Source organism: Romboutsia sp. BSD2780061687b_171204_C1 (assembly GCF_015560225.1).
GTDB classification, from domain to species: Bacteria; Bacillota; Clostridia; order Peptostreptococcales; family Peptostreptococcaceae; genus Romboutsia_C; species Romboutsia_C hominis.
The window spans coordinates 32,128-57,140 of record NZ_JADMRK010000006.1; the positions used below are offsets into that span (position 1 = coordinate 32,128).

The 25,013-nt window shown below is 29.1% G+C and carries 24 protein-coding genes and 1 riboswitch; of the genes, 17 read left to right on the top strand and 7 right to left on the bottom strand.

From position 1 onward, the window contains the following. The first annotated feature begins 105 nt into the window (after positions 1-105). The 4 genes from pyrB to pyrE are packed head-to-tail and all read left to right on the top strand — an operon-like array spanning position 106 to position 3,339. The gene (pyrB, locus tag I2H23_RS11430) at positions 106-1,077 is read left to right on the top strand and encodes an aspartate carbamoyltransferase (RefSeq protein WP_195581656.1); all 972 of its coding nucleotides are present in this window, start codon (positions 106-108) and stop codon (positions 1,075-1,077) included. A 30-nt stretch (positions 1,078-1,107) separates the two neighbouring features. Next, the gene (locus tag I2H23_RS11435; RefSeq protein WP_092921971.1) at positions 1,108-1,800 is read left to right on the top strand and encodes a dihydroorotate dehydrogenase electron transfer subunit; all 693 of its coding nucleotides are present in this window, start codon (positions 1,108-1,110) and stop codon (positions 1,798-1,800) included. After that, positions 1,793-2,695 carry a dihydroorotate dehydrogenase gene (locus I2H23_RS11440; RefSeq protein WP_195581657.1) on the top strand — a complete coding sequence of 301 codons (903 nt, stop codon included), beginning with the start codon at positions 1,793-1,795 and terminating at the stop codon, positions 2,693-2,695. Before I2H23_RS11435 ends, I2H23_RS11440 begins: the two co-directional genes overlap by 8 nt. 59 nt (positions 2,696-2,754) lie before the next feature. Beyond that, complete coding sequence (pyrE, locus tag I2H23_RS11445; RefSeq protein WP_195581658.1) at positions 2,755-3,339, top strand: orotate phosphoribosyltransferase; 585 nt, start codon at positions 2,755-2,757, stop codon at positions 3,337-3,339. A gap of 21 nt (positions 3,340-3,360) precedes the next feature. On the opposite strand, the gene I2H23_RS11450 is transcribed toward pyrE, so the two are convergent. Continuing rightward, positions 3,361-3,609, bottom strand: coding sequence for a hypothetical protein (locus tag I2H23_RS11450; RefSeq protein WP_195581659.1), 249 nt, complete (start codon positions 3,607-3,609; stop codon positions 3,361-3,363). A gap of 129 nt (positions 3,610-3,738) precedes the next feature. Continuing rightward, positions 3,739-4,632, bottom strand: coding sequence for a LysR family transcriptional regulator (locus I2H23_RS11455; RefSeq protein WP_195581660.1), 894 nt, complete (start codon positions 4,630-4,632; stop codon positions 3,739-3,741). A gap of 179 nt (positions 4,633-4,811) precedes the next feature. Here I2H23_RS11455 and I2H23_RS11460 point away from each other — a divergent pair, with 179 nt between their 5' ends. Beyond that, positions 4,812-5,864, top strand: coding sequence for a YeiH family protein (locus I2H23_RS11460; RefSeq protein ID WP_092921986.1), 1,053 nt, complete (start codon positions 4,812-4,814; stop codon positions 5,862-5,864). A gap of 82 nt (positions 5,865-5,946) precedes the next feature. Here I2H23_RS11460 and I2H23_RS11465 read toward each other — a convergent pair whose 3' ends face one another. From I2H23_RS11465 to I2H23_RS11475, 3 genes are all read right to left on the bottom strand, one after another. Further along, positions 5,947-7,206, bottom strand: coding sequence for a cation:proton antiporter (locus tag I2H23_RS11465; RefSeq protein WP_195581661.1), 1,260 nt, complete (start codon positions 7,204-7,206; stop codon positions 5,947-5,949). 174 nt (positions 7,207-7,380) lie between these two features. After that, positions 7,381-8,034: a deoxynucleoside kinase gene (locus I2H23_RS11470; RefSeq protein ID WP_092921992.1), complete on the bottom strand. Its 654-nt coding sequence runs from the start codon at positions 8,032-8,034 to the stop codon at positions 7,381-7,383. Further along, positions 8,022-8,690, bottom strand: coding sequence for a deoxynucleoside kinase (locus tag I2H23_RS11475; RefSeq protein WP_092921995.1), 669 nt, complete (start codon positions 8,688-8,690; stop codon positions 8,022-8,024). Before I2H23_RS11475 ends, I2H23_RS11470 begins: the two co-directional genes overlap by 13 nt. A gap of 175 nt (positions 8,691-8,865) precedes the next feature. Here I2H23_RS11475 and I2H23_RS11480 point away from each other — a divergent pair, with 175 nt between their 5' ends. From I2H23_RS11480 to groL, 4 genes are all read left to right on the top strand, one after another. Next, a complete protein-coding gene (locus I2H23_RS11480) occupies positions 8,866-9,741 on the top strand; it encodes a DNA-3-methyladenine glycosylase family protein (protein WP_195581662.1) in 876 nt (291 codons plus the stop codon). Positions 9,742-9,757: 16 nt separating this feature from the next. Beyond that, entirely contained in the window at positions 9,758-11,248 is a 1,491-nt protein-coding gene (cls, locus tag I2H23_RS11485; protein WP_195581663.1) for a cardiolipin synthase, read from the top strand. A gap of 154 nt (positions 11,249-11,402) precedes the next feature. Beyond that, the gene (locus tag I2H23_RS11490) at positions 11,403-11,687 is read left to right on the top strand and encodes a co-chaperone GroES (protein WP_092922004.1); all 285 of its coding nucleotides are present in this window, start codon (positions 11,403-11,405) and stop codon (positions 11,685-11,687) included. An 18-nt stretch (positions 11,688-11,705) separates the two neighbouring features. After that, positions 11,706-13,331: a chaperonin GroEL gene (groL, locus tag I2H23_RS11495; RefSeq protein WP_195581664.1), complete on the top strand. Its 1,626-nt coding sequence runs from the start codon at positions 11,706-11,708 to the stop codon at positions 13,329-13,331. A gap of 102 nt (positions 13,332-13,433) precedes the next feature. Here the strand turns inward: groL and I2H23_RS11500 are convergent, their stop codons facing one another. Continuing rightward, a complete protein-coding gene (locus I2H23_RS11500) occupies positions 13,434-13,970 on the bottom strand; it encodes a hypothetical protein (RefSeq protein ID WP_195581665.1) in 537 nt (178 codons plus the stop codon). A gap of 444 nt (positions 13,971-14,414) precedes the next feature. On the opposite strand from I2H23_RS11500, the gene larB reads away from it, so the two are divergent. The 7 genes from larB to I2H23_RS11535 all read left to right on the top strand — a co-directional run bounded on the left by larB (position 14,415) and on the right by I2H23_RS11535 (position 22,333). After that, the gene (gene larB / locus I2H23_RS11505; RefSeq protein WP_092922013.1) at positions 14,415-15,158 is read left to right on the top strand and encodes a nickel pincer cofactor biosynthesis protein LarB; all 744 of its coding nucleotides are present in this window, start codon (positions 14,415-14,417) and stop codon (positions 15,156-15,158) included. 30 nt (positions 15,159-15,188) lie between these two features. Further along, positions 15,189-15,923: a LarC family nickel insertion protein gene (locus tag I2H23_RS15495; RefSeq protein WP_195581666.1), complete on the top strand. Its 735-nt coding sequence runs from the start codon at positions 15,189-15,191 to the stop codon at positions 15,921-15,923. A 29-nt stretch (positions 15,924-15,952) separates the two neighbouring features. Further along, complete coding sequence (gene larC, locus I2H23_RS15500) at positions 15,953-16,372, top strand: nickel insertion protein (protein ID WP_092922019.1); 420 nt, start codon at positions 15,953-15,955, stop codon at positions 16,370-16,372. Between the two features lie 47 nt (positions 16,373-16,419). Next, positions 16,420-16,521: riboswitch (purine riboswitch) on the top strand. Between the two features lie 214 nt (positions 16,522-16,735). Beyond that, a complete protein-coding gene (gene guaB / locus I2H23_RS11520) occupies positions 16,736-18,199 on the top strand; it encodes an IMP dehydrogenase (protein ID WP_092922022.1) in 1,464 nt (487 codons plus the stop codon). A gap of 1 nt (position 18,200) precedes the next feature. Next, entirely contained in the window at positions 18,201-19,733 is a 1,533-nt protein-coding gene (gene guaA, locus I2H23_RS11525; RefSeq protein WP_092922026.1) for a glutamine-hydrolyzing GMP synthase, read from the top strand. A gap of 159 nt (positions 19,734-19,892) precedes the next feature. Beyond that, positions 19,893-21,230 (top strand): NCS2 family permease, encoded by a 1,338-nt coding sequence (locus I2H23_RS11530; protein ID WP_195581667.1) that lies wholly within the window; start codon positions 19,893-19,895, stop codon positions 21,228-21,230. A gap of 80 nt (positions 21,231-21,310) precedes the next feature. After that, a complete protein-coding gene (locus I2H23_RS11535; RefSeq protein ID WP_092922031.1) occupies positions 21,311-22,333 on the top strand; it encodes a BMP family lipoprotein in 1,023 nt (340 codons plus the stop codon). 26 nt (positions 22,334-22,359) lie between these two features. Here I2H23_RS11535 and I2H23_RS11540 read toward each other — a convergent pair whose 3' ends face one another. Beyond that, positions 22,360-23,226, bottom strand: a complete 867-nt coding sequence (locus I2H23_RS11540; RefSeq protein WP_195238497.1) for a potassium channel family protein — start codon at positions 23,224-23,226, stop codon at positions 22,360-22,362. A gap of 335 nt (positions 23,227-23,561) precedes the next feature. On the opposite strand from I2H23_RS11540, the gene I2H23_RS11545 reads away from it, so the two are divergent. Next, positions 23,562-24,890, top strand: a complete 1,329-nt coding sequence (locus I2H23_RS11545) for an NCS2 family permease (RefSeq protein WP_271893805.1) — start codon at positions 23,562-23,564, stop codon at positions 24,888-24,890. The last annotated feature ends 123 nt before the right edge of the window (positions 24,891-25,013 follow it).

The following is a 25,013-nucleotide window of genomic DNA, read 5'->3' on the forward strand; positions in this document are numbered from 1 at the left end:
ATTATGGAACATATTGACATAAATATTAAAAGGTGCTAGAATTCAATCAGAAATAAAAATGCTTTTAAATTCAGTCCAGAGAGGCTGACAAGGAGGAAAAATAAAATGTTATTAAAAGGAAGAAATTTAGTCCAACCAGAAGACTTTTCAATACAAGAAATAGACGAGATACTATCTTTATCTCAAAATATAATAAACAATCCAGCAAAATATTCACGTGTGTGTGAGGGGAAATTACTCGCAACTTTATTTTATGAACCATCAACAAGAACAAGATTAAGCTTTGAATCTGCCATGCATAGACTAGGCGGAAGTGTAGTAGGTTTTTCAGAGCCAAATTCATCATCTGTATCAAAAGGAGAATCTCTAGGAGATACAATAAGGACAGTATCATGTTATGCAGATGTGATAGCTATGAGACATCCAATAGCAGGTTCAGCTAATGAGGCAGTAAAGTATGCGGAAGTACCATTTATAAATGCTGGAGATGGGGGAAATCAACATCCAACTCAAACACTTACAGATCTATTAACAATAAAATCTCTTAAAGGAAGTTTAGAAAATCACACTATAGGATTATGTGGAGACTTAAAAAATGGAAGAACAGTACACTCTTTAGTAAAAGCAATGGCTAGATACAAGGGAACTAAGTTTGTATTCATTTCTCCAGATGAATTAAAGATGCCACAATATATAAAAGAAGAAATACAAAATCAAGGTCATGCTTACTATGAAACTAATAACTTAGATGAAGTTATTGGAGGATTAGATATACTTTATATGACAAGAGTTCAAAGGGAAAGATTTGAAAATCAAGAAGAGTATGATAAGCTAAAAGACTACTATATACTAAATAAAGCTAAAATGGTGAATGCATCAAAGGATATGCTAGTAATGCATCCATTACCAAGAGTAAATGAAATAAATATTAATGTAGATGATGATGAAAGAGCTGTATATTTTAAACAAGCAAAGTACGGAATGTTTGTAAGAATGGCTCTAATAATGAAATTACTAGGGATAAAAAATAATGTAGATGTATTAGAAAGAGAATTAGAGTTAGTACAAAATCTTTAATTAGCATATGACAAATGAGGGGAGAATCACATGTATAAAGTTATTGAAAATAGATATGTAGGCGAAGATATGTACCTTATGAAGGTAGAAGGCAAATTTGAAGGTAAAATGGGGCAGTTTTATATGTTAAGGGCATGGGATAAATACCCATTACTTTCAAGACCTATAAGCATTCATGATATAGATGAAGAAGGAATAACATTCTTATACAAAGTTGTAGGGGAAGGAACGGAAATATTAAGCAAATTAGAAGTAAATGATACTATAAAGCTAGAAGGGCCATACGGAAAAGGATATGAAAAAGTAGAAGGTAGAATAGCTTTAGTAGGTGGAGGGATTGGAGTAGCACCATTATATTTAGTAGCTAAGAACCTAGATAACTGCGATGCATATTTAGGATTTAGAAATGAAGCTATACTAAAAGAGAAGTATGAAGAAGTTTGTAATGATGTTTATATAGCAACAGGAAATACATTTGTAACAGATATATTAAATGTAAATAAATACGATTACATATTAACTTGTGGTCCAACACCGATGATGGAAAAACTAGTTAAAATGACAGAAGGTACGAGTACTAAAATAATGGTATCATTAGAAAATCATATGGCTTGTGGGGTTGGTGCATGTTTAGTATGTACTTGTAAAACTCAATTTGGAAATAAAAAAACATGTAAAGATGGGCCAGTATTCTGGGGAGAGGACGTGATATTTAATGGCTAATCTAAGAGTGAAATTCGGTAAAATTGATTTTAAAAATCCTGTTGTAATGGCATCTGGAACATTTGGGTTCGGAAAAGAGTATAACGAAATTTATGATATACAAAAGCTTGGAGGAGTAAGTAGTAAAGGACTTACTTTAGAAAAGAGAGATGGCAACACTGGTATGAGAGTATGGGAAACACCATCTGGAATGATGAATAGCGTTGGATTAGAAAATCCAGGAGTTCAAGGATTTATAGATAATGAATTACAGTTCTTTAAAGAATTAGATTTAGTAAGAATAGCTAATGTTGGTGGTGGAACATTAGAAGATTATATAAAAGGTGTTGAATTATTAAATAATCAACCAATAGATATGATAGAGCTAAATATATCTTGTCCAAATGTTAAAGCTGGAGGAATGGCTTTTGGAATAAAAAACGAAGTGGCAAGAGAAGTTGTAAGAGAAGTAAGAAGTATAACTGACTTACCTTTAGTAATAAAATTATCACCAAATGCAGAAGACATAGTAGGAATGGCAAAGGTATGTGAAGAAGAAGGTGCTGATGGAGTATCTTTAGTAAATACATTCAAAGCATTAGCAATAGATATATACAAAAGAAAGCCCGTATTTGACAATGTATATGCAGGATTATCAGGACCAGCAATAAAGCCAATAGCACTAAGAATGGTTCATGAGGTAAGCAAAAATGTCGATATTCCGGTAATGGGAATGGGAGGAATAACAAGCGCTAAAGATGCCATAGAATTTATAATGGCAGGCTCTACATGTATACAAGTTGGAACAGCAAACTTTATAAATCCTAAAATAGGGCTTGAGATAATAGATGGAATAGAAAAGTTTATGGAAGCTGAAGGAATAAAGACTTTAGATGAAATAAGAGGAATATTATAAAGGTACAATTAAATTAAAAGGGAATTATTAAATAAACATAAATTTTGGAGGGCATAAATATGAGTAAAGTAGATGTAGTAGAAATATTAAAGAAAAGTGAAGCATTATTAGAAGGACATTTTTTATTATCATCAGGAAAGCATAGCAATAGATACGTTCAGTGTGCAAAAGTATTAAGATATCCACAATATGCTGAAGAGGTATTAAGTACAGTTGTTGAGCAAATAAAAGATTTAGATATAGATTTAGTAGTTGGGCCTGCTATGGGGGGAGTAATAGTTTCTTATGAATTAGGAAGACAATTAAATAAAGAAACAGTATTCACTGAAAGAAAAGACGGAGTAATGGAATTAAGAAGAGGATTTGAAGTTAAGCCAGGTGCTAAAATAATAATAGCTGAAGATGTTGTAACAACTGGTAAATCTACAATTGAAACTAAAGAAGCTTTAGAAAAGTTAGGTGGGGAAGTTATAGGTGTTGCTTGTATAGCAAACAGAACTAGTCATGATATAGGAATGCCAATATATAGTGCTATAAAATTAGATATACAAGTTCATGATGCAGATGAGTGTCCTTTATGTAAAGAAGGAAATATAGAGTTAGTTAAGCCAGGAAGTAGAGAATTTAAAGAAATAGGAATGTAATATAAACAAGAAGACTAGAGATTAATCTCTAGTCTTTTTATAAAATATTGATATAAGAGTTATTTCAACCAACAGAATTATAAACATAATATAATTTCTAAATATAATATAAGATTTATTATCTTCGAATAAATGATATTGCCAATTACTTCTTAAAAATTCATCTATAAAATATAACAAAAATATAGATGCAAAAAATGAAATGATTATAGAAAATATAACTATGCCTATAACTATGAATATTTTATTTGAATTTTTGAATCTATCCACAATTTGACCACCCTTAATAAATTTTAATCAATAGTAGTATACTATGGACCACTTGTAGTAATTTGTCATTTAATGATGTATTTAAATTTTTTTTTAGGTATAATATTATGTTTAAAACTACTAAATATACTATTTATTTATATTTGATACATACTCTTTCAATTCATCAATAAAGACTTGAGTTACATTAGATATAGTTATATTCTTTGGCAATATTAAAGAGAAATATCTATAGTAAGATTCATCTATATCTATTACTGAAATTTCATTATTTTTAACAGTAGGGTTTGTAACAAGATCAGATGTAATAGTTATTCCCATACCATTTCTAACAGCTTCTTTTACTGCATAGTTACTACCAAAAGTAATTATATTCTTAGGAATTATTTTATTATTATTTAAAAACATATCCATAAATTCTCTAGTACCAGAACCCTCTTCACGAGCAATCCAGTTTTGATCTTTTAACTTATCAAAAGAAAAATTACTAGAATTAAGCTCATATTCAAGAGGTGTAGCTAAAACCATTTTATCTTTTAGGAAATAATCTTGATTAAAATCTGGATATATAGAAGTACCCTCGATTAATCCTATATCAAAACTAAGATCTTTAAGGTGATTGCATATAATATTAGTGTTTTCTATGAATACTTCAACTATTACATCAGAGTATTTTTTTGAAAAATTAGCTAAAAATCGAGGAAGAAGATATTCTCCTATAGTTAAACTAGCACCAATTTTTATATGTCCTTTAAAGGAATTTGAAGTATCTCGAACATCCATATATGTAAGGTCTACCAAATTTAAAATTTCCTTAGCTCTTTTATACAATATATATCCACTTTCAGTTATAAAAATATGTTTTTGTTTTATAGATCTATTTATAAGAACTACACCAAAGTAACTTTCTAAATTTTTTATATGAGTGCTTACACTAGGTTGGGATAAATTTAGGTATTCACCAGCTTTAGTAAAGTTTTTTAATTCTACGACTGAAATAAAAGTCTTTAATTCTTCTAGCAATTTAAATCCTCCAATTCTAAAAAATGTATAGTCTAACTTCATTTTATTAATAATTATTATATCATAAATAATTATTAATAAAATTAATGATTATTATTTTTATTATTTATTTTACTTATGAATAGGATAGATGTATACTAAAAACATAGACGAGGACGAAAAGAAAGAAGGTATTATAAATGAGTATTTCGACAGGAACAGTAAAGAATAATAAAAAATCTCAATATATAAAAGAAGTAAAAGAAATATTACCAGGTTTAGTTGTATCAGTGTTAATAGGTTTAGCAAGTATGTTAATTGCTAAGGCAGTTCCAAAGATTGGAGCAGCAACTATATCTATATTTTTAGGTATGTTAGTAGGTAACTTATTCTTAAATCAAAAAGTATTTCATAAAGGATATAAATTCTCAGAAACTGATTTACTATCGTATTCTATAGTATTATTAGGAGCAACTTTAAGTATATCAACTCTAATGGAATTAGGATTCAATGGTATATTATTTATAGTAATTCAAATGGCTATAACTATAATAGGGGCTTTATATATAGGAAAAAAATTAGGATTTGGAGAAAATTTTAGATACCTAATGGCAGCAGGTAATGCAGTATGTGGATCATCTGCTATAGCAGCTACAGCTCCAGTCATTGAAGCTGATGATAAGGATAAAGGTATAGCTATAACAATAGTAAATGTTACAGGAATATTTTTAATGTTTTTACTGCCATTAATATCAGACTGGTTATATAATCTTGAACTTGTAAAAACATCAGCTATAATAGGTGGTACATTACAATCAGTAGGGCAAGTTGTTGCAAGTGGTGCTATGGTAAGTGAGCATGTAAAAGATTTAGCTACTATATTTAAAATAGTAAGAGTTATACTTTTAGTAGTTGTAGTATTCACTTTTGGTCATTTAAAAAATAAATCAAATACTGAAATAGTAGAAGAAGAGATACAAGATACTAAAAAAGGCAAAATAAAAGTTCCTTGGTATGTATTAGGATTCTTTATAACATGTGCTTTATTTTCTACGAGTATTATATCTCCAGAGGTATCTCATATTTGTAAACTGTTAAGCAATAAATTAGAAATAATAGCATTAGCAGCTATTGGATTAAGAGTAAATATAAAAGATTTAGTAAAACAAGGTAAGGCAGTATCTTTATATGGATTATTTGTAGGTACTTTACAAGTAATTACTGCAGTTATTTTAATAGGAATATTATTATAAAAGGGTGTTCATATGAACACTCTTTTATAATGTGAACATCAATTGTTTATTAAGTAGAGAAAGCTTAGTTATTCAAATAATACTATAAGCTAGGAGATTTATTTTCAGTCGTATCTTCCAATAAGTCGAGTTTTTTAGCTAGAAGCTTAGTTGTACTACCTTGAACTATTAAAGTAACTAGGATAGCCATAAATGTGATAGAAGAGATTATTTCGTAACCAGGGATTTTCATAGTAGAAATTATACCGCAAAGTGCAGCAGGTATAACTCCGGTTTCTCTCACCCACATCATAAATAACAATTCTTTTTTTGTCCACATTGCTTTTCTGTCTGGGAGAGCACATATTAGAATACAGGTTGGTCTTATTATAAAAATAAATGCTAAAACAACTAATAATGATGGTAGGAAATATTTTGATAATACAACTAATTCAACTTGACTACCTAAAATAATGAATATAGCCATACGACATAAAGTTCCGAGGGTTTCAGCAACATAAAAATCGGCATCGTATGATTTTTGAGATAGCCAAATTTTGAAATTTTTTTTATTACCCGTAACTATTCCAACTATAAAGCAAGCCATATATCCACTTCCACCAAATTTAGTTGCGATTTCATAAGCTATAATAACTGAAAGGATAGATATTATTGGAGCAAAGTCCTTAAAAACACCATAAGGTTTATCATTGACTAGTTTTAAAAGTACAATACCAGTAATACAACCAACTAAAGAACCTACAATAATCATTATGGATAAATCCCATATATTTTGTGTCAAAGAAAACTTACCAGAAAGTAAAATGGTAACAATTGCAGAAGTCAAAATAGCCCCTGTAGCATCATTAAATGCTGATTCACTTATAACTGTTTGTGACACCTTATCTTTAACTTTAATTTTATTAAAAATAGGTACTAATGTAGCAGGGTCAGTAGATGAAATTATTGAACCTATGAGTAGAGCCGTAATAAAAGGAATTAGAAAGTTAAATTTTACAAATTGACTTACTAAAATAGATGAAATAATAACACCTAATGTAGAAAGTAAAAAAACAGTTATTTTTACATTTTTTAATATTTTTAAATTAATCTCTTTTCCACCTAAATAAAGTATGAAGGCAGAACCGAAAGTAAGGATAAGTTGCTTTTCTAGTTCAAAATAACTAAGATCTATCATTTCAAGAAAATAAGGTCCTAGTAAAATACCTGCTAGTAAAAATAAAACAACATCAGGGATTTTTAATGATTCACTTAATTTACTGCAGACAATACCGGTCATAGCAATAATTGAAAAAGTTATAAGTAAGTTATTACTTGCTATAATTTGAATAGAATCTTCCATTTAAAACACCTCACCTTTTAAAATATTAATACTATAAAAATAATATTATTTTTTATAGTATTAATATTTTTGAAAAATGTAACTGTCTAATATTATTAAAATATTATCAAATAGTTTACTTTAAATATATACTGCACTAAAGATTGTCCATATAAAAAAGGAATGTAGTTTATACTACATTCCTAAAATTCTCTTTATTTCATGGCATAACATGTCTACATGCTCTGGATTATTTACTAAATCTACCTTATCTATATTTACATATAGCACAGGTGATTGATCATATTCAGCTATCCATTTTTCATATCTGTTGTGAAGGTTCTTCCAATATTCTATATCAACGGCTTTTTCCATTTCACGACCCCTAAGCCCTATTCTATGAACTATAGTATCTATAGAACCATCTAAGTATATCATTAAGTCAGGTCTTCTAAGGTGAGGAACCATGTCATTAAATAAATCCCTATAAGTTATATAATCTCTTTTAGTCATTTTCCCATTATCATATAAATTTCTAGCGAATATTTCTACATCTTCATATATACTTCTGTCTTGTATATTGTTTAATCCATTACAGTCTATTTCCTTTTGTTGTTTAAATCTTTGGGCTAAGAAATATAACTGAAGATGGAATCCCCATTTTTTTTGGTCTTTATAGAAATCCTCTAAGTATGGATTTCCATCAACCTTTTCAAAATGAGTTTCAAAATTTAATTTTTCACCAATTATCTTTGTTAAAGTTGATTTTCCTGCACCAACATTTCCTGCCACTGTTATGAATAAGTCCCTATTTAGAGGCTTATTACATTGATTTACTAAATTAAACATGCTGTTTCTCCTTCTAATGCCTTTATTGCATTTTCTACTTTATCTATTATAAATTGTCTATCTTCTTCTTTATTTAAGAAATCTAGGTTTGAATTATCTATTTCAATTATCAAAGGCTCTTTACCTACAAAGTTATGCTTTATAGATAAAGGGTTAAAATAATATTTATATTCTGTGCTTAGTTCATGTATATAATTTCTATCCATTTGTCTTTCAAAGCTTCTATCTCTCATAGCTATCCTTTTCATTAAGACATCTGTATTAGAGTTTAAGTAGATAACTATATCTGGTTGAGGCAAATCATTTACAAATATATTGTACATTTGCTTATATCTATGGAATTGATTATTATCAAGTGTTATACCAGCAAATATAAGATTTTTTATTATATGGTAATCACTAACAACTCCATGAGACTTATTTAATTGATTTTTTTCTATATCTTCTAATTGTTTTACCCTATTAAATAGAAAAAATGCTTCTGTTTGTAAAGCATATTCTTTAATATCAGTATAAAATTTTGATAAAAAAGGATTCTCTTCTACAATTTCTCTAAGAAGAGTATAACCGAAATGTTCATTAAGTATAGTTGCTAAAGTAGTTTTCCCAACACCGATAGGCCCCTCTATAGCAATAAATATTCCTCTATTTTTCATATGAAATCACCTTCTAAAAATAATATCTTTTGTATTTTATCAGAAAAAAATTTTAAATTCTACTCTAGAATTTTTAGGAAAAATTTGATAGATAGAATATAAGAAGATTTAATTTATATAAAATATGGGTAAATTAGTATTATTAAGAATAATCATAAAAAAGGAGTATATATAAATGAAGGTTTATGAAGAAAATAATACAGTAATATTAGAAGGTGTAGCAGATTTTAATCCTAAGCATATATTTGAATGTGGGCAATGCTTTAGATGGCATAAAGAAGCGGATAACTCATATACTGGAATTGCAAAAGGTAGAGTGATAAATGTATCTCAGAAAGAAAATAAAATATACTTAGATAATACAAATTTAAAGGATTTTGAAGAGATTTGGTATAATTACTTTGATTTAGAAACAAATTACACAGATATAAAAAATACTTTAAAAAACATGGATGAACATTTAAATAAGGCATCTGAGTTTGGTTATGGTATAAGGATATTAAAACAAGATGGATGGGAAATGTTAATTTCATTTATAATATCTTCTAATAATAGGATTCCAATGATACAAAAAGCAATAGAAAATCTATCAAGAAATTATGGAACTTATATTGGAAATTATAGAGGTAAGGATTATTATGCTTTTCCAACACCAGAAGAGTTAAACAAAGCTTCGCAAGAAGAAATAAGAGCATGTCAGACTGGGTTTAGAGATAAATACATAAAAAGTACAACTGAAAATGTAATAAAAGATAATGAAAATATATCTGGATATACAAGTTTAAGTACTGATGATTGCATAAAAGAATTAAAAAAATTTAATGGAGTAGGACCAAAGGTAGCGGACTGTATAGCTTTATTTGGAATGCAAAAGTATGATACTTTCCCTGTTGATGTATGGGTAAAAAGAGTTATGCAAGAATTTTATGTAAGTGAAGATATGAGCTTACCTAAAATGAGAACTTATGCTATTGATAAGTTTGGTAATTTGGCTGGGTTTGCACAACAATATTTATTCTATTATGCAAGGGAGCTTGGTATAGGCAGATAAAGATGAGGTAGAAATTATGAGTATTGGAGTTTTTTTGTTTTTAAGCTACTTAACCATATCATATATTGTTGGGGCGATTATTTCTATGTCAATAATACTTGAGAATAGAGATCCTGCTAGAACTGTTACATGGTTACTCATTTTCATATTACTTCCAGGAATAGGTTTAGTTATATATGCTATATTAGGGAGAAATATGAGGAAGAGGAAATTATTTAAAACACAAAAGCTAGCAAGTAGTATAAGAGAAGGAAAGATATTTGAAAATCTAGAGCGAATAGAGGAAATTGCAAATATAGAACAAAGTACAATTAATACAAATCAATTATTAAATGAAAATATAGAAGACTATAGCAAAAAAAGGGTAATAAGTTTACTACTTAATACAGGAAAACTTCCATTTACGACGAATAATAAAGTAAGTGTATATATTGATGGAAATCAAAAATTTAAAAATCTTCTAGAAGACATAAAAAATGCAAAAAATCATATACATTTAGAGTACTTCATTATAAAAGATAGTGAAATAGGAAGAGAATTAAAAGATTTATTAATCAAAAAATCCAATGAGGGTGTAAAGATAAGAATATTATATGACGATGTAGGATGTTGGAGGTTTTGGTTTTACAGAAAGTTTTTTAATGAAATGAAGGAAAATGGAATAGAAATAGTAGCATTCTTACCAGCTAAATTTCCATTGACAGGTGGAAAGCTAAATTATAGAAATCATAGAAAGATAGCTATAATAGATGGAAAAATTGGATACACTGGCGGCCTAAATATAGGTGATGAATATATGGGTAAAAATAAAAAGTTTGGATACTGGAGAGATACCCATATAAAAATAGAAGGAACCTCAGTGTATATGTTACAAATGATATTTTTAACAGATTGGTACTATACAACAAAAGAGATCATAACAGAAGATAAATATTTCCCAAGTCCTCAAAGATGTGGTAATAGTATGGTTCAAATAATAGCTAGTGGACCTGATAGTGATTGGGAATCTATACGATATGCTTATTTCTCAGCTATTTGCCAAGCTAAAAAAAGTATTTATATAGAAACTCCTTATTTTATACCAGATGAAAGTATACTTATAGCACTTAAAAGTGCAGCGCTAAGTGGAGTTGATGTAAGGATAGTATTCCCTAAGATAGCTGATCATAAGATAGTTAACAATGCTTCTTACTCATACTTTGATGATATATTAAAGTCAGGAGGTAAAGTCTACTTATATACAAAGGGATTTATACACTCTAAAATAATGACAATAGATGATAAAATAGCATCTACAGGCTCTGCTAATATGGATTTAAGAAGTTTTATGCTTAATTTTGAAATAAATGCATTTATATATGACAAAAAAATTGTAGAAAGAATGAATAAAGATTTTTTTGAGGATTTAAATAGTAGTGAAGAGTTAACATTAGATGAATTTTCTAAGCGAAAATTAGGTAAAAAGGTTAGAGAATCAATAGCTAGGTTGTTCTCGCCTATATTATAAAATTTAACAAAAACTATTGAAAAATATGGGAAATTAATATATTATAATAATTGTTAGCACTCTAACCTAAAGAGTGATAACAATTATTTTGTTTATAATATATTTCAAATATTAGAATTTTTACATATTTACAATTCATTTAGGAGGGAAAAATATGAAAATAAGACCATTAGCTGACAGAGTAGTTATTAAGATGTTAGAAGCAGAAGAAAAAACTGCAAGTGGTATAGTTTTACCAGGAGCTGCTAAAGAAAAGCCACAAATGGCTGAAGTTTTAGAAGTAGGACCAGGTGGAATAGTTGACGGAAAAGAAATAGTTATGGAATTAAAAGTTGGAGATAAAGTTTTATTCCAAAAATATGCAGGAACAGAAGTTAAAATAGATGGGCAAGAGTACACAATATTAAGACAAAGTGAAATACTAGCAGTAGTTGAATAATAATAGGAGGGGATAGAAATGGCTAAAGAAATAAAATTTGCACAAGATTCAAGAAAAGCTTTAGAAAATGGTGTTAACAAATTAGCAGATACAGTTAAGGTTACATTAGGACCTAAAGGAAGAAATGTTATATTAGATAAGAAATTTGGTGCACCTCTTATAACTAATGATGGTGTTACAATAGCTAAGGAAATAGAGTTAGAAGATAGATTTGAAAATATGGGAGCTCAATTAGTTAAAGAAGTTGCCACTAAGACTAATGATGTAGCTGGAGATGGTACTACAACTGCAACAGTACTTGCTCAAGCTATAATAAGAGAAGGATTAAAGAACGTAACTGCTGGAGCTAACCCAGTATTACTAAGAAAAGGTATACAAAAAGCTGTTGAAGTAGCAGTTGAAGAATTAAAGAAACAATCAAGAACTATAGAAACTAAAGAATCTATATCTCAAGTTGCTTCTATATCTGCTGGAGACGAAGAAGTTGGTAAGTTAATAGCAGAAGCTATGGAAATCGTAGGAAAAGATGGAGTTATAACAGTTGAAGAATCTAAAACTATGCATACAGAATTAGATGCTGTTGAAGGTATGCAATTTGATAGAGGATTTGTATCTGCTTACATGGTAACAGATGTAGATAAGATGGAAGCTGTATTAAATGATCCATATATATTAATAACAGATAGAAAAATATCTAATATACAAGACATATTACCAGTTCTTGAGCAAATCGTTCAACAAGGTAAGAAGTTATTAATAATAGCTGAAGATGTAGATGGAGAAGCATTATCTACATTAGTAGTTAATAAATTAAGAGGAACATTTGAGGTTGTTGCTGTTAAAGCTCCAGGATTTGGAGATAGAAGAAAAGCAATGCTTGAAGATATAGCTATACTTACAGGAGGAACTGTTATATCTGACGAATTAGGATATGACTTAAAAGAAGCTGACTTAACTATGTTAGGTAGAGCTGGTTCTGTAAAAGTTACTAAAGAAAGTACTACAATCGTAGATGGATTTGGTGATAAGGTAGCTATAGAAAATAGAGTTAATCAAATAAAACATCAAGTAGAAGAAACTACTTCTGAATTTGATACAGAAAAGTTAATGGAAAGATTAGCTAAACTTGCTGGTGGAGTAGCTGTGATAAAGGTTGGAGCTGCTACAGAAGTTGAAATGAAAGAAAGAAAATTAAGAATAGAAGATGCACTTAACGCTACAAGAGCGGCTGTAGAAGAAGGTATAGTTGCTGGTGGTGGTACTGCATTAGTAAGTGTTATACCAGTTGTAGATAAGTTAATAGAGACACTAGAAGGTGAAGTACAATTAGGTGCTAAGATAATAAGAAAATCATTAGAAGAGCCATTAAGACAAATAGCTATAAATGCAGGTCTTGAAGGTGCTGTAATAATACAAAAAGTAATAAATGAAGAAGCTGAAGTCGGATTTGATGCTTTAAATGAAAGATATGTAAATATGATAGAAACTGGTATAGTTGACCCAACTAAAGTTACTAGAAGTGCATTACAAAATGCTTCTTCTATAGCTGGAGTATTTTTAACTACTGAGGCTGCTGTTGCAGACCTTCCAGAAAGTGATACTCCAATGCCAGGAATGGGTGGAGCAATGCCAGGAATGATGTAAATATAATTTACAAAAATATGAAAAGCTACCTCAATATTGAGGTAGCTTTTTGCTAATTAAATTTTTATTTCCAATGAACTATATGTGTAAAGTGTATGTATGCTAGATTTTTAGATTTATGTATTTATCCTTTAAATTATCTTTATATAGATTTCTTAAATTATTTATAGTATCAGTATCTAGATTTGTTTTATTTATTAATGTAGCTTGATTAATATTAAAATAAGTAATAAAGTAATGATTAGACTCAAATATTTTATAAATCTGGTTATATTTAATCTTTATTTCACCTTCAAATACTGAATTATTAACTACTATAAAATCATTATAAAAATCTAATGTTTCTTGAGTATTAAATATCCCAGTAGCATCAGTTTTAATCCTTTTATTAATTCTTGATTCAATACGAATAAGTATCAGAGATACAAATATAAATGATAATAATATAAATATAATAAAGAAACTTTTTAAAGAGAAAGAGCCTTCACTATATATACAAAACATAGATATAGAAAAAAGCAATAAAATCATCTTGAAAATAGCAAATTTATCTTTGAAAAATGTTGATATGTACAGAAAATATCTATAATCTTTTTTATTCAGGTCTGATTTTATTGTAAATAATTTAGATGTATTCATAAAAAACCTCATTTCTTTAGCTATATACAAGTACATTATATAATCAAATTCAATAGATTACAAATGAGTAAATAGTAAAGATATTAATAATCAAATTAGCTTGAAATAGAAATGAGCACATATAAAAATGATAAATTAAATAATTTAAAATGAAGTAGGTTATGAATACAATCTTCATCATACACAAAATTAGGATTATGTATTACACAACAGTCTTTATTTAAGTCAGATTGATAACCGAGAAAGAAGAAAGTACTTTGATAATGGAAATAAATTTTGATTCTATAAATAAAATAATTGAATCGATTTAACATGGAGAGCTAAATATAATAGTTCTTATTTTGGATGAAAAATAACAACAAATGAACGAATTATAATTATGGAAAAATAATATATATAGGGCTATAATTTAAAGTATAAATTATAAAGTGAAAGGGGTAGTTTATGGACTTAAGGGAGTTATTAAGTGAGTTTAAAAATGATAATATAGACATAGAAGAAGCGTTAGATAAGTTAAAAAAGCTACCCTATGAAGATTTAGGGTATGCCAATATAGATCATCACAGGCAAATAAGAAATGGATACCCAGAAGTCATTTACTGTGAAGGTAAAAATGATGAGCAAATAATAGGTATTATAGAAAAGATGTATGAAAAAGGATCTAACATATTAGGTACTAGATGTAGATTAGAAACATATGAGAAAATCAAATCTATATATGATAATTGTGAATATGATAAAACATGCAAGATCCTAAAGATAAACAATCATCCTATAGAAAATAAGGGAAAAGGAAAAATATTAGTTGTTACAGGTGGAACTTCTGATATACCAGTAGCAGATGAAGTATATCATACTGCTAAGTTCTTAGGTAATGATGTTGGGAGAATATATGATGTAGGTGTGGCAGGAATACATAGACTGTTATATAGGACAGAAGAGTTACAGAGTGCAAGGGTAATAGTAGTAGTTGCTGGCATGGAAGGTGCTTTACCTAGTGTAGTAGGAGGACTTGTAGATGTACCAGTTGTAGCAGTTCCAACTTCAGTTGGGTATGGTGCAAACTTTAATGGCTTATCAGCTCTTTTAACTATGTTAAATAGTTGTGCATCTGGAATATCAGTAGTAAACATAGACAATGGATTTGGTGCAGGATACTTGGCATCTATGATAAATAAATTAGATTAAAAACGGCAATTAACGTCAAGGAGTTGTATTATGGGAGAAAGAATACTTTATTTAGACTTGGTTAATGGTATTTCAGGAGATATGACCATATCAAGTTTGTTAGATTTAGGGGTGCCTAAAGAAATATTCTTAGAAGAAATTAATAAACTAAATATAAAAGAAGAATTTGAAATTAAGATTACACCTAAAAATGAAAGTGGAATACTTGGAACGAATGTAGATGTTATAACTAAAGAAAATAATCCACATAGGAATCTAGTAGATATATTTGAAATTATAGATTCTAGTTACTTAAGTGATAAGGTAAAAGAAATGGCTAAGAAAGTATTTCTTGTAATAGGTGAAGCTGAGGCTAAAGTACATGGGACGACTATAGATAAAATACATTTTCATGAAGTGGGAGCAATAGATTCTATAGTTGATATAGTAGGTTCATGTATTTTAATAGATCTACTTTGTATAGATAAGATATATTCAAGTACTGTTCCTCTTGGGTCAGGATTTGTAAAATGCGACCATGGTGTTATGCCAGTACCAGCGCCAGCAACATTAGAAATATTAAAAGGTGTACCAGTTAAGTTAAATAACGTAAAAGGAGAATGCACAACTCCAACAGGAGCAGGTATAATAAAGGCATTATGTAATGAGTTTGTAGATGATATAGAGTTTGAAGTGAATAAAGTAGGGTATGGAATAGGATATAAGAAGTTTGAAGTACCAAATATGCTAAGAAGTATTTTAGGTATAAAAAAAAACAGGAAATAGTATATGAAATAACTACTAATATTGACGACATGTCATCAGAGATATATTCGCACTTATACAATAAAATATTACAAGAAGGAGCTCTAGATATATATACTGAGAGTATATATATGAAGAAGAATAGACCAGCAGTAAAATTATCGGTTATATGTAAAGAAGATGATTTAGAAAAAATAACCGAACATTTACTAAAAGAAACATCTACTTTTGGAGTAAGATATTCTAAGTATGATAGAGTGACATTAAAAAGAGAATTTCGCAAAATCGAAACTATTTATGGTAAAGTATCTGTAAAGCTTGGATACTACAAAGGAAATTTAATAAAAGTAACACCTGAGTATGAAGATTGCATAAAAATAGCAGATAATTACGGGATATCGTTTACAAAAATTCTTCTAGAAATTAACAATATTATATATAAAGAATTTAATATAAAGATATTGACATAAATAATAAATTTTGATAAATTAGGATTTAACCTAAAGAAATTATTTATAAATGAATACATACCATCACTCGTATATACTCAGAAATATGGTCTGAGAGTTTCTACCGAGATACCGTAAATATCTTGACTATGAGTGAAATTATTATCACAGAATATCATATAAAGTAAACTTGTAGGCTGATTAAAATCCTTACAGGTTGGCTAGAACAGATATTTTGGAAACCTGTATAGTAATTTCACTTTTATGAGAAGTAAGATGAAGTTATTATGCAGGTTTTTTTGTATACATTTATAACACGAATAAATGATTAAAAAAATGGAAATAAAATTCGTATAAATAAAAAATAAAGGGAGGAGAACTACCATGGCAACTATACTAAAAGAAGGCTTAACTTTTGATGATGTTTTATTAGTTCCTCAAAAATCTGAGGTATTACCTAAAGATGTTAAATTAGAGACTTATTTAACTAAAGAAATAAAATTAAATATTCCTCTAATGAGTGCAGGAATGGATACTGTTACTGAATCTAAAATGGCTATATCTATGGCTAGACAAGGTGGAATAGGAATAATACACAAAAATATGTCAATAGAAGAACAAGCATTAGAGGTTGATAAAGTAAAGAGAAGTGAAAGTGGTGTAATAGTAGATCCTTTCTACTTATCAAAAGACCATTGTATACAAGATGCAGATGATATAATGGCTAGATATAAAATTTCTGGGGTACCTATAGTAGATGAAAATAATAAGTTAATAGGAATAATAACTAACAGAGATATAAAATTTGAAGATGATATGACTAAGAGTATAGAGGAAGCTATGACTAAAGAAAACTTAGTAACAGCTAAGGAAGGAATCGATTTAGTTGAAGCTCAACAAATACTTAAAAAGCATAAAATAGAAAAGCTACCTATAGTAGACGAAGAAGGTCGTTTAAAAGGATTAATAACTATAAAAGATATAGAAAAGAAAATACAATACCCGAATTCTGCTAAGGATGCTCATGGAAGACTTTTATGTGGTGCAGCTGTCGGAATAAGCGCAGACTTATTAGATAGAGTAGATGCATTAGTTAAGGCTAATGTAGATGTTATAGTATTAGATAGTGCACATGGACATTCAAAGGGAGTTATGGATGCAGTTAAAAAAGTAAAAAATGCTCATCCACAGCTTCAAGTTATAGCAGGAAATGTAGCAACACCAGAAGCAACAGAAGATTTAATAAAAGCTGGAGCAGACTGTGTAAAGGTTGGTATAGGACCAGGGTCAATATGTACTACAAGAGTAGTAGCAGGTATAGGGGTACCACAATTAACAGCTGTAATAGATTGTGCAGAAGTTGGTAAAAAATATGGAGTGCCTGTAATAGCAGATGGAGGAATTAAATTCTCAGGAGATATAGTTAAAGCATTAGCAGGTGGAGCAGCAGTATGTATGATGGGATCAATGTTTGCTGGAACTGAAGAAAGTCCAGGAGAAACAGTTCTTTATAGAGGTAGATCATACAAAACTTATAGAGGAATGGGCTCTATAGGGGCAATGGAAAGAGGATCAAAGGATAGATATTTCCAAAATGATGCTAAGAAATTAGTTCCAGAAGGTGTTGAAGGAATGGTTCCTTACAAAGGCAAAGCAGAAGATATAATATTCCAAATGATAGGTGGAATAAGAGCTGGTATGGGATACTGTGGAGCACCTACATTAAAAGATTTAGCAGATAATGCTCAATTTGTTAAGATAACAGCAGCATCTTTAAAAGAAAGTCATCCACATGATATAACAATAAGCAAAGAAGCACCAAACTATAGTATGCAAGGGGAGATATAATATGAAGCATGAATTAGTACTTGTTGTTGACTTCGGAGGTCAATACAATCAATTAATAGCAAGAAGAGTAAGAGAAAATAACGTATATTGTGAAATAATACCATATACGACTCCTATAGAGAAAATAAAAGAAAAAAATCCGAAGGGTATAATATTTACAGGGGGACCTAATAGTGCATATTTAGAAGATTCTCCTAAGATAGCTAAGGAAATATTTGAAATAGGTGTACCAATACTTGGAATATGCTATGGTATACAAGTAATGGCTCACATATTAGGTGGTAATGTAAGAAAAGGAAATACTAGTGAAAAAGAGTATGGAAAAACATCAATAACTTATGAAAAGTCAGCTATATTTGAAGGTATAACTACAAGTACAGTATGGATGAGTCATACAGACTTAATAGATGTTTTACCAGAAGGGTTCAAGTCAATAGCTTACACTGCTGATTGTCCAGTAGCAGCTATGGAAAATGCTGAACTGAACTTATATGGAGTGCAATTCCATCCAGAAGTTGAACATTGTTTAGAAGGAGATATGGTTCTTAAAAACTTCTTATACAATGTATGTAAGGTAAGTGGAGATTGGACAACAGATTCTTTCATATCAGATAAAATAAAAGAATTAAAGGAAACAATTGGAGATAAAAAAGTTTTATGTGCATTAAGTGGTGGAGTTGACTCATCAGTTGCTGCAGTACTTGTTCATAGAGCTATAGGAGATAACTTAACTTGTGTATTCGTTGACCATGGTTTACTTAGAAAAAATGAAGGTGACGATGTAGAAAGAATATTCAGAGATAAGTTTGACATGAACTTAATAAGAGTAAATTGTGAAGATAGATTCTTAGGAAAATTAAAAGGGATAACTGAACCAGAAGCTAAGAGAAAAATAATAGGTGAAGAATTCATAAGAGTATTCGAAGAAGAATCTTCAAAGTTAGGAAAAATGGACTTCTTAGTACAAGGTACTATATATCCAGACGTAGTAGAAAGTGGACATGGAGAAGCTGCTACTATAAAATCTCACCACAATGTAGGTGGAATACCTGAAGATATAGAGTTCCAAATAGTAGAACCATTAAGAGAATTATTCAAAGATGAAGTTAGAAAAATAGGTTTAGAACTTGGAATAGATGAAGCTTTAATATTCAGACATCCATTCCCAGGACCAGGTCTTGGTATAAGAGTTATAGGAGAAGTTACTAAAGAAAGATGTGATATCTTAAGAGAAGCTGATGCTATATATATGGATGAATTAAAAAAGGCTGGATTATACAAAGAAATATGGCAAGCATTCGCTACTTTACCAGATGTTAAAACTGTTGGAGTTATGGGTGATGAAAGAACTTATGCTTACTTAGTAGGTTTAAGAGCTGTTACATCTTCTGATGGAATGACTTCTGATTGGTATAAAATGCCATATGATGTTTTAGAGAAAATATCAAATAGAATAGTTAATGAAGTTGATGGAGCAAATAGAGTTGTTTATGATATAACTTCTAAGCCTCCAGGAACTATAGAGTGGGAATAAGATTATAATATAATTACTTCATATACACTTTACATTATAAAAATAAAAGGCTTATAGCCTTTTATTTTTATAAAACCATCGACAAAATATTACAGTATAAAATAAAAAATAATATAAAATTGAAAAAATTCTGAAATATTAATTGAAGGAGACGTATAAATGAAAGATACGATAAAAAATAGCAAAGGGAAGGTTAATGTTTTAGAAAATATATTTAAGCTTAGCGAAAATAATTCAAATGTTAAAACAGAAGTATTAGCAGGGATTACTACATTTATGACAATTGCATATATATTAGTTGTAAATCCTACAATACTAGGACAAGCGGGTATGGACAAGGGAGCTGTTTTTACAGCCACAGCAATAGCATCGGCAATAGGATGCTTAATAATGGGATTACTTGCTAATTACCCAATAATATTAGCGCCAAGTATGGGTATAAATGCATTCTTTACTTATACAGTAGTTTTAGGTATGGGATATAGTTGGCAATTTGCTCTATGTGCAATGTTTATAGAAGGTATCATATTTGTTTTATTAACAGTAACTAATATTAGAGAGAAAATCATAGAGTGTATGCCAGATGTTTTAAAACATGCTATAACAGCTGGAATAGGTTTATTTATAACATTTATCGGATTTGTTAATGCAGGAATAATCCAACAAGGTGGAGCCATTATATCTCTTGGAAATGTAAAGTCTCCAACAGTTATACTTAGTATAGTTGGCTTAATAATTGCTGCAACATTATTAATAAGAAAAGTAAATGGAGCATTCTTAATATCCATAATAATAACATCAATAATAGGTATGATATTTGCAATAGTCCCTATGCCCCAAGGAGTTATAGATGTACCACCATCTATACAACCAGTATTTATGAAAGTTTTTGAAGTAGGAAAATCAGATATTTTTAGCTTAGATATGTTAGTGATAGTATTAACTCTTTTATTTGTAAATATGTTTGACTCTATAGGATTTTTATTAGGTATAGCTGATAGAGCAAATTTAATAGATGAAAATGGAAATATGCCAGGGGTAAAAAAAGCATTATTAGCTGAATCAGTTTCAACTACTATATCTTCAGTGTTAGGGACATCTACACTTGCTACTACAGTAGAAAGTGGTGCTGGCATAGCCGTAGGTGGTAGAACTGGATTAACTGCAATTGTCACAGCAATACTATTTTTTATATCATTATTCTTTGCACCTTTATTTACATCAATACCAGCTCAAGCTACAGCTCCAGTACTTATACTAGTTGGGTTTATGATGGCAAGTTCTATAATTAGAATAAACTTTGATGATTTAACAGATGCAATACCAGCATTTATAACATTTATAGTAATGCCTTTATCGTATAGTGTTGCAGATGGAATAATGTTTGGGATAATATCTTATACAGTATTAAAATTATTATCAGGAAAAAAAGATGAAGCAAAAACATCTTTAATAATATTATCAATAGTATTTATATTAAAATTTGCACTACTATAAAATCAATAAATTAAGAATATAAATTAAATATACTAAGCAATATATAGACATATATGAAAAAATACACTAGGAGGAAAAATATGAAATTCAAAAAAATAACAGCATTAAGTACAGCTATAATAGTAGCATCATTAAGTTTAGTTGGATGTGGTTCAGATTCAGCTAAGGGTGAAAAAGAAACTATAAAAGTAGGTATGGTAGCAGATGTTGGAGGAATAAATGATGAATCATTCAACCAATCAGCATATGAAGGTCTTAAGCAAGCTGAAAAAGAATTAGGTATAAAAGTAAAAGTTATAGAATCTAAACAAGCATCAGAATACATACAAAACATAGAAAGTGTCATAGATGAAGGTGTAGACTTAGTTATAGGTGTAGGAAACACTATGAAGGATGATATTAAGAAGGAAGCTGAAAGTTATCCAGATCAACAATTTGCAATAATTGATGAAACTTATGATGATATCCCAAAAAATGTAACACCAATACTATTTAAAGAAAATGAAGCAACATTCTTAGCAGGTCTTGTAGCAGGTAAGATGACTAAAACTAATAATGTAGGATTTTTAGGTGGTATGGAAAACCAAATAATATCAAGATTTGAAAATGGATTTAAGTATGGAGTAAAAACTGCAAATCCAAATGCTAATATAAATGTACAATATGCAGGTACATTTGGAGATGCAGCTAAAGGTAAATCAATAGCAAATCAAATGTATGGAAACAATACAGATATAATATTATCAGCAGCAGGAGCTACTGGATTAGGTGCTATAGAAGCAGCTAAAGAGAAAGATAAGTACGCTATAGGAGTAGATAGAGATCAAAGTAATTTAGCACCAAAAAATGTATTAACATCAGCTTTAAAGAAAGTTAATGTAGGTGTATATGATACAGTTAAAGAATTAGTAGAAGGTAAGTTAAAAGGTGGAGAAGAAAAAGTATACGGACTTAAGCAAGGTGGAGTTGGTATAGTAGAGAAAAAAGATGGATTAATCCCACAAGATGTATTAAACTATGTTAATGAAATGAAAGAAAAAGTTAAAAATGGAGAAATAAAAGTACCTGCAACTAAAGCAGAATACGAAAAAACTCAAGGATAAATCAAAAGCTAGAGCAAAATTATGCTCTAGCTTTTTTTCTTTAAAGAAGAAAGTACATTACACATAGTATTTATATCATCTTCACTTAAATCATCGAAGTTTTCCAACCTATTTACTATATCTAGTATAACCATGTCTTTATATTCATCTTTACTAAATCTAGCACCAATAACTACATCCTTTAGGCTATCTTGAAGGAGAGAATGATGTTTTTTATGTTTTTTATGATGATGTCTTATATTTTCCTTTTTAATAAAATATGTAGATAGCGTAGAAGTAAGCGAACCTATAAATCCTATACCAAATATCATAAGAATCGATGCTATTATTCTACCACAAAAAGTTTTAGGGCATATATATCCATATCCTACTGTTGTAACAGTAACTATACTCCACCAAAGAGAATCTCCAATATCCCAATTTTCAAAATAACTAATAGAAATAGAGCTTAGGAGTATTATTATAACGGCTATAAAAAGAGTATAACTAAAGTTATTGGTTCTTATTAAACGATAAAAATTGCTATTACTTCTTTTTATTATAGCTAATATTCTTAGCACCATGACTAACTTCAGTAAAAGTATATATTTTCCAACATGAAAATTACATAAGTTTGAGAAAAATATATATATTGTATGAAAAGGTATTATTGATACTAAATCTAATATATTATTTTTTATAAAAAGTTTCTTATTATCACTAGTAATAAATCTAGCTATATAATCTATAACAAATATTACCCATATGAAAAATTCTATATTTGAAAGAATTAACGAGGTTTTGGGGCTAATACTTATAGTTAATTGAATAATTAAAATACTAGCAATTAACAACGAAAGAAGTACCATAGTAACGTTGTAGAAAACTCGCTTTTTTCTTGTAATAACTAACAAAATAAAAACCTCCAATTTATATAAGTGATTTGAAATCAAACTATGATACTAATAATTCTAAGATATAAAAAATATAATGTCAAAATAAAGCCAATATATAAGAGTTAAAAATCTGATAGAAATAAGCGAAATATAGAACGTTTTAGAGTATATACTAGTAAAATATAATAAAAATTAACTAAAAATACGAACTTTAGAAATAAAAAATATAAAAAGGTTCAAAAAACTATTGAAAAAATATGGACTATATAATATACTTACTAATGTAAGGTTAAGATAAAAACGAATTATTTATATAAGATATTATTATAAATTCGAAAATTGGGGAGGTACAAATGCAGTCAACTCAGACAATGAACAAAGGTGTTCTAGAAAAAGTATTTAAACTATCAGAACATAACACAAACGTAAAGACTGAAGTTATAGCAGGAATAACGACATTCATGACTATGGCATATATTTTAGTAGTAAACTCAAATATACTTGCAGATGCAGGTATGGATAAAGGTGCAGTATTTGCTGCAACAGCAATAGCAGCATTTATAGGAAGTTGTGCTATGGGATTATTAGCAAACTATCCAATAGGTTTAGCACCAGGTATGGGGCTTAATGCATTCTTTGCTTATACAGTAGTTTTAGGTATGGGGTATAGTTGGCAGTTTGCTCTTTGTGCAGTATTAATAGAAGGAATTATATTTATATTACTTACAATAACTAATGTAAGAGAGAAAATAATAGATTGTATACCAACTGCTTTAAAACATGCAGTAACAGCAGGTATAGGATTATTTATAGCATTTATAGGATTATCGAATGCAGGAATAGTAGTTAACGGATCTACAATACTTGCACTAGGAAACTTAAAAGATCCATTAGTTTTATTAACTATATTTGGATTATTATTAACAGCAATACTAATAGCTAGAAATGTAAAGGGAGCATTCTTAGTGGCTATGCTTACTATATCTATTGTAGGAATGATAGGTGGATTAGTTCATCCTCCAGAAGGTGTAGTATCGGCTGCACCATCATTAAAGCCAGTATTTATGCAAGCTTTCTCAGTTCCAATGGAACAAATATTTAGCTTTGATATGATAGTAGTTGTATTTACATTCTTATTTGTTGATTTATTTGATACAGTAGGATGTTTAGTAGGGGTTGCCTCAAAGGGAGATATGTTAGATGAAAATGGTAAGTTACCAAAAGCTAAACAAGCATTATTTGCAGATGCAATAGCTACTACAGCAGGAGCATTACTTGGAACATCTACAGTAACAGCTTATGTAGAAAGTGCGGCAGGTATAGGTGAAGGTGGAAGAACTGGATTAACAGCAGTAACTACAGGAATATTATTTTTACTAGCACTATTCTTTGCACCAGTATTTACAGCGATACCAACTCAAGCTACAGCTCCAGTACTTATATTAGTTGGAGTTATGATGGCAAGTTCATTAACTAAGATAGATTTTTCAGATTTTACAAATGCTATACCAGCATTCTTAACATTTGCTATGATGCCTCTTGCATATAGTATAGCTGATGGAATAATATTTGGTATAATATCATTTGTAGTTTTAAAGATAGCGACAAAAAGAACAAATGAAATAAACTTATCATTGATAATATTATCAATATTATTTATATGTAAGTTTATATTCTTATAAAATAACAAAAAGCCACTCAGTGAGTGGCTTTTTTATGTTAAGAAAGTTAGAGGTTAAATTAAAAATTAAATCTATTAATGCTATATATTACAATTTATTACAAATTGAGTAAAGTATAGTTAG

Coding starts and splice junctions, on each gene's coding strand:
- I2H23_RS11545 (WP_271893805.1), top strand. CDS start 23,562: ATGCAGTCAACTCAGACAATGAACAAAGGTGTTCTAGAAAAAGTATTT.
- I2H23_RS11475 (WP_092921995.1), bottom strand. CDS start 8,690: ATGAAAAATAGAGGAATATTTATTGCTATAGAGGGGCCTATCGGTGTT.
- larC (WP_092922019.1), top strand. CDS start 15,953: ATGTCATCAGAGATATATTCGCACTTATACAATAAAATATTACAAGAA.
- I2H23_RS15495 (WP_195581666.1), top strand. CDS start 15,189: ATGGGAGAAAGAATACTTTATTTAGACTTGGTTAATGGTATTTCAGGA.
- I2H23_RS11490 (WP_092922004.1), top strand. CDS start 11,403: ATGAAAATAAGACCATTAGCTGACAGAGTAGTTATTAAGATGTTAGAA.
- pyrE (WP_195581658.1), top strand. CDS start 2,755: ATGAGTAAAGTAGATGTAGTAGAAATATTAAAGAAAAGTGAAGCATTA.
- I2H23_RS11530 (WP_195581667.1), top strand. CDS start 19,893: ATGAAAGATACGATAAAAAATAGCAAAGGGAAGGTTAATGTTTTAGAA.
- larB (WP_092922013.1), top strand. CDS start 14,415: ATGGACTTAAGGGAGTTATTAAGTGAGTTTAAAAATGATAATATAGAC.
- I2H23_RS11440 (WP_195581657.1), top strand. CDS start 1,793: ATGGCTAATCTAAGAGTGAAATTCGGTAAAATTGATTTTAAAAATCCT.
- I2H23_RS11535 (WP_092922031.1), top strand. CDS start 21,311: ATGAAATTCAAAAAAATAACAGCATTAAGTACAGCTATAATAGTAGCA.
- I2H23_RS11460 (WP_092921986.1), top strand. CDS start 4,812: ATGAGTATTTCGACAGGAACAGTAAAGAATAATAAAAAATCTCAATAT.
- cls (WP_195581663.1), top strand. CDS start 9,758: ATGAGTATTGGAGTTTTTTTGTTTTTAAGCTACTTAACCATATCATAT.
- I2H23_RS11500 (WP_195581665.1), bottom strand. CDS start 13,970: ATGAATACATCTAAATTATTTACAATAAAATCAGACCTGAATAAAAAA.
- pyrB (WP_195581656.1), top strand. CDS start 106: ATGTTATTAAAAGGAAGAAATTTAGTCCAACCAGAAGACTTTTCAATA.
- I2H23_RS11435 (WP_092921971.1), top strand. CDS start 1,108: ATGTATAAAGTTATTGAAAATAGATATGTAGGCGAAGATATGTACCTT.
- groL (WP_195581664.1), top strand. CDS start 11,706: ATGGCTAAAGAAATAAAATTTGCACAAGATTCAAGAAAAGCTTTAGAA.
- guaA (WP_092922026.1), top strand. CDS start 18,201: ATGAAGCATGAATTAGTACTTGTTGTTGACTTCGGAGGTCAATACAAT.
- I2H23_RS11465 (WP_195581661.1), bottom strand. CDS start 7,206: ATGGAAGATTCTATTCAAATTATAGCAAGTAATAACTTACTTATAACT.
- I2H23_RS11470 (WP_092921992.1), bottom strand. CDS start 8,034: ATGTTTAATTTAGTAAATCAATGTAATAAGCCTCTAAATAGGGACTTA.
- I2H23_RS11480 (WP_195581662.1), top strand. CDS start 8,866: ATGAAGGTTTATGAAGAAAATAATACAGTAATATTAGAAGGTGTAGCA.
- guaB (WP_092922022.1), top strand. CDS start 16,736: ATGGCAACTATACTAAAAGAAGGCTTAACTTTTGATGATGTTTTATTA.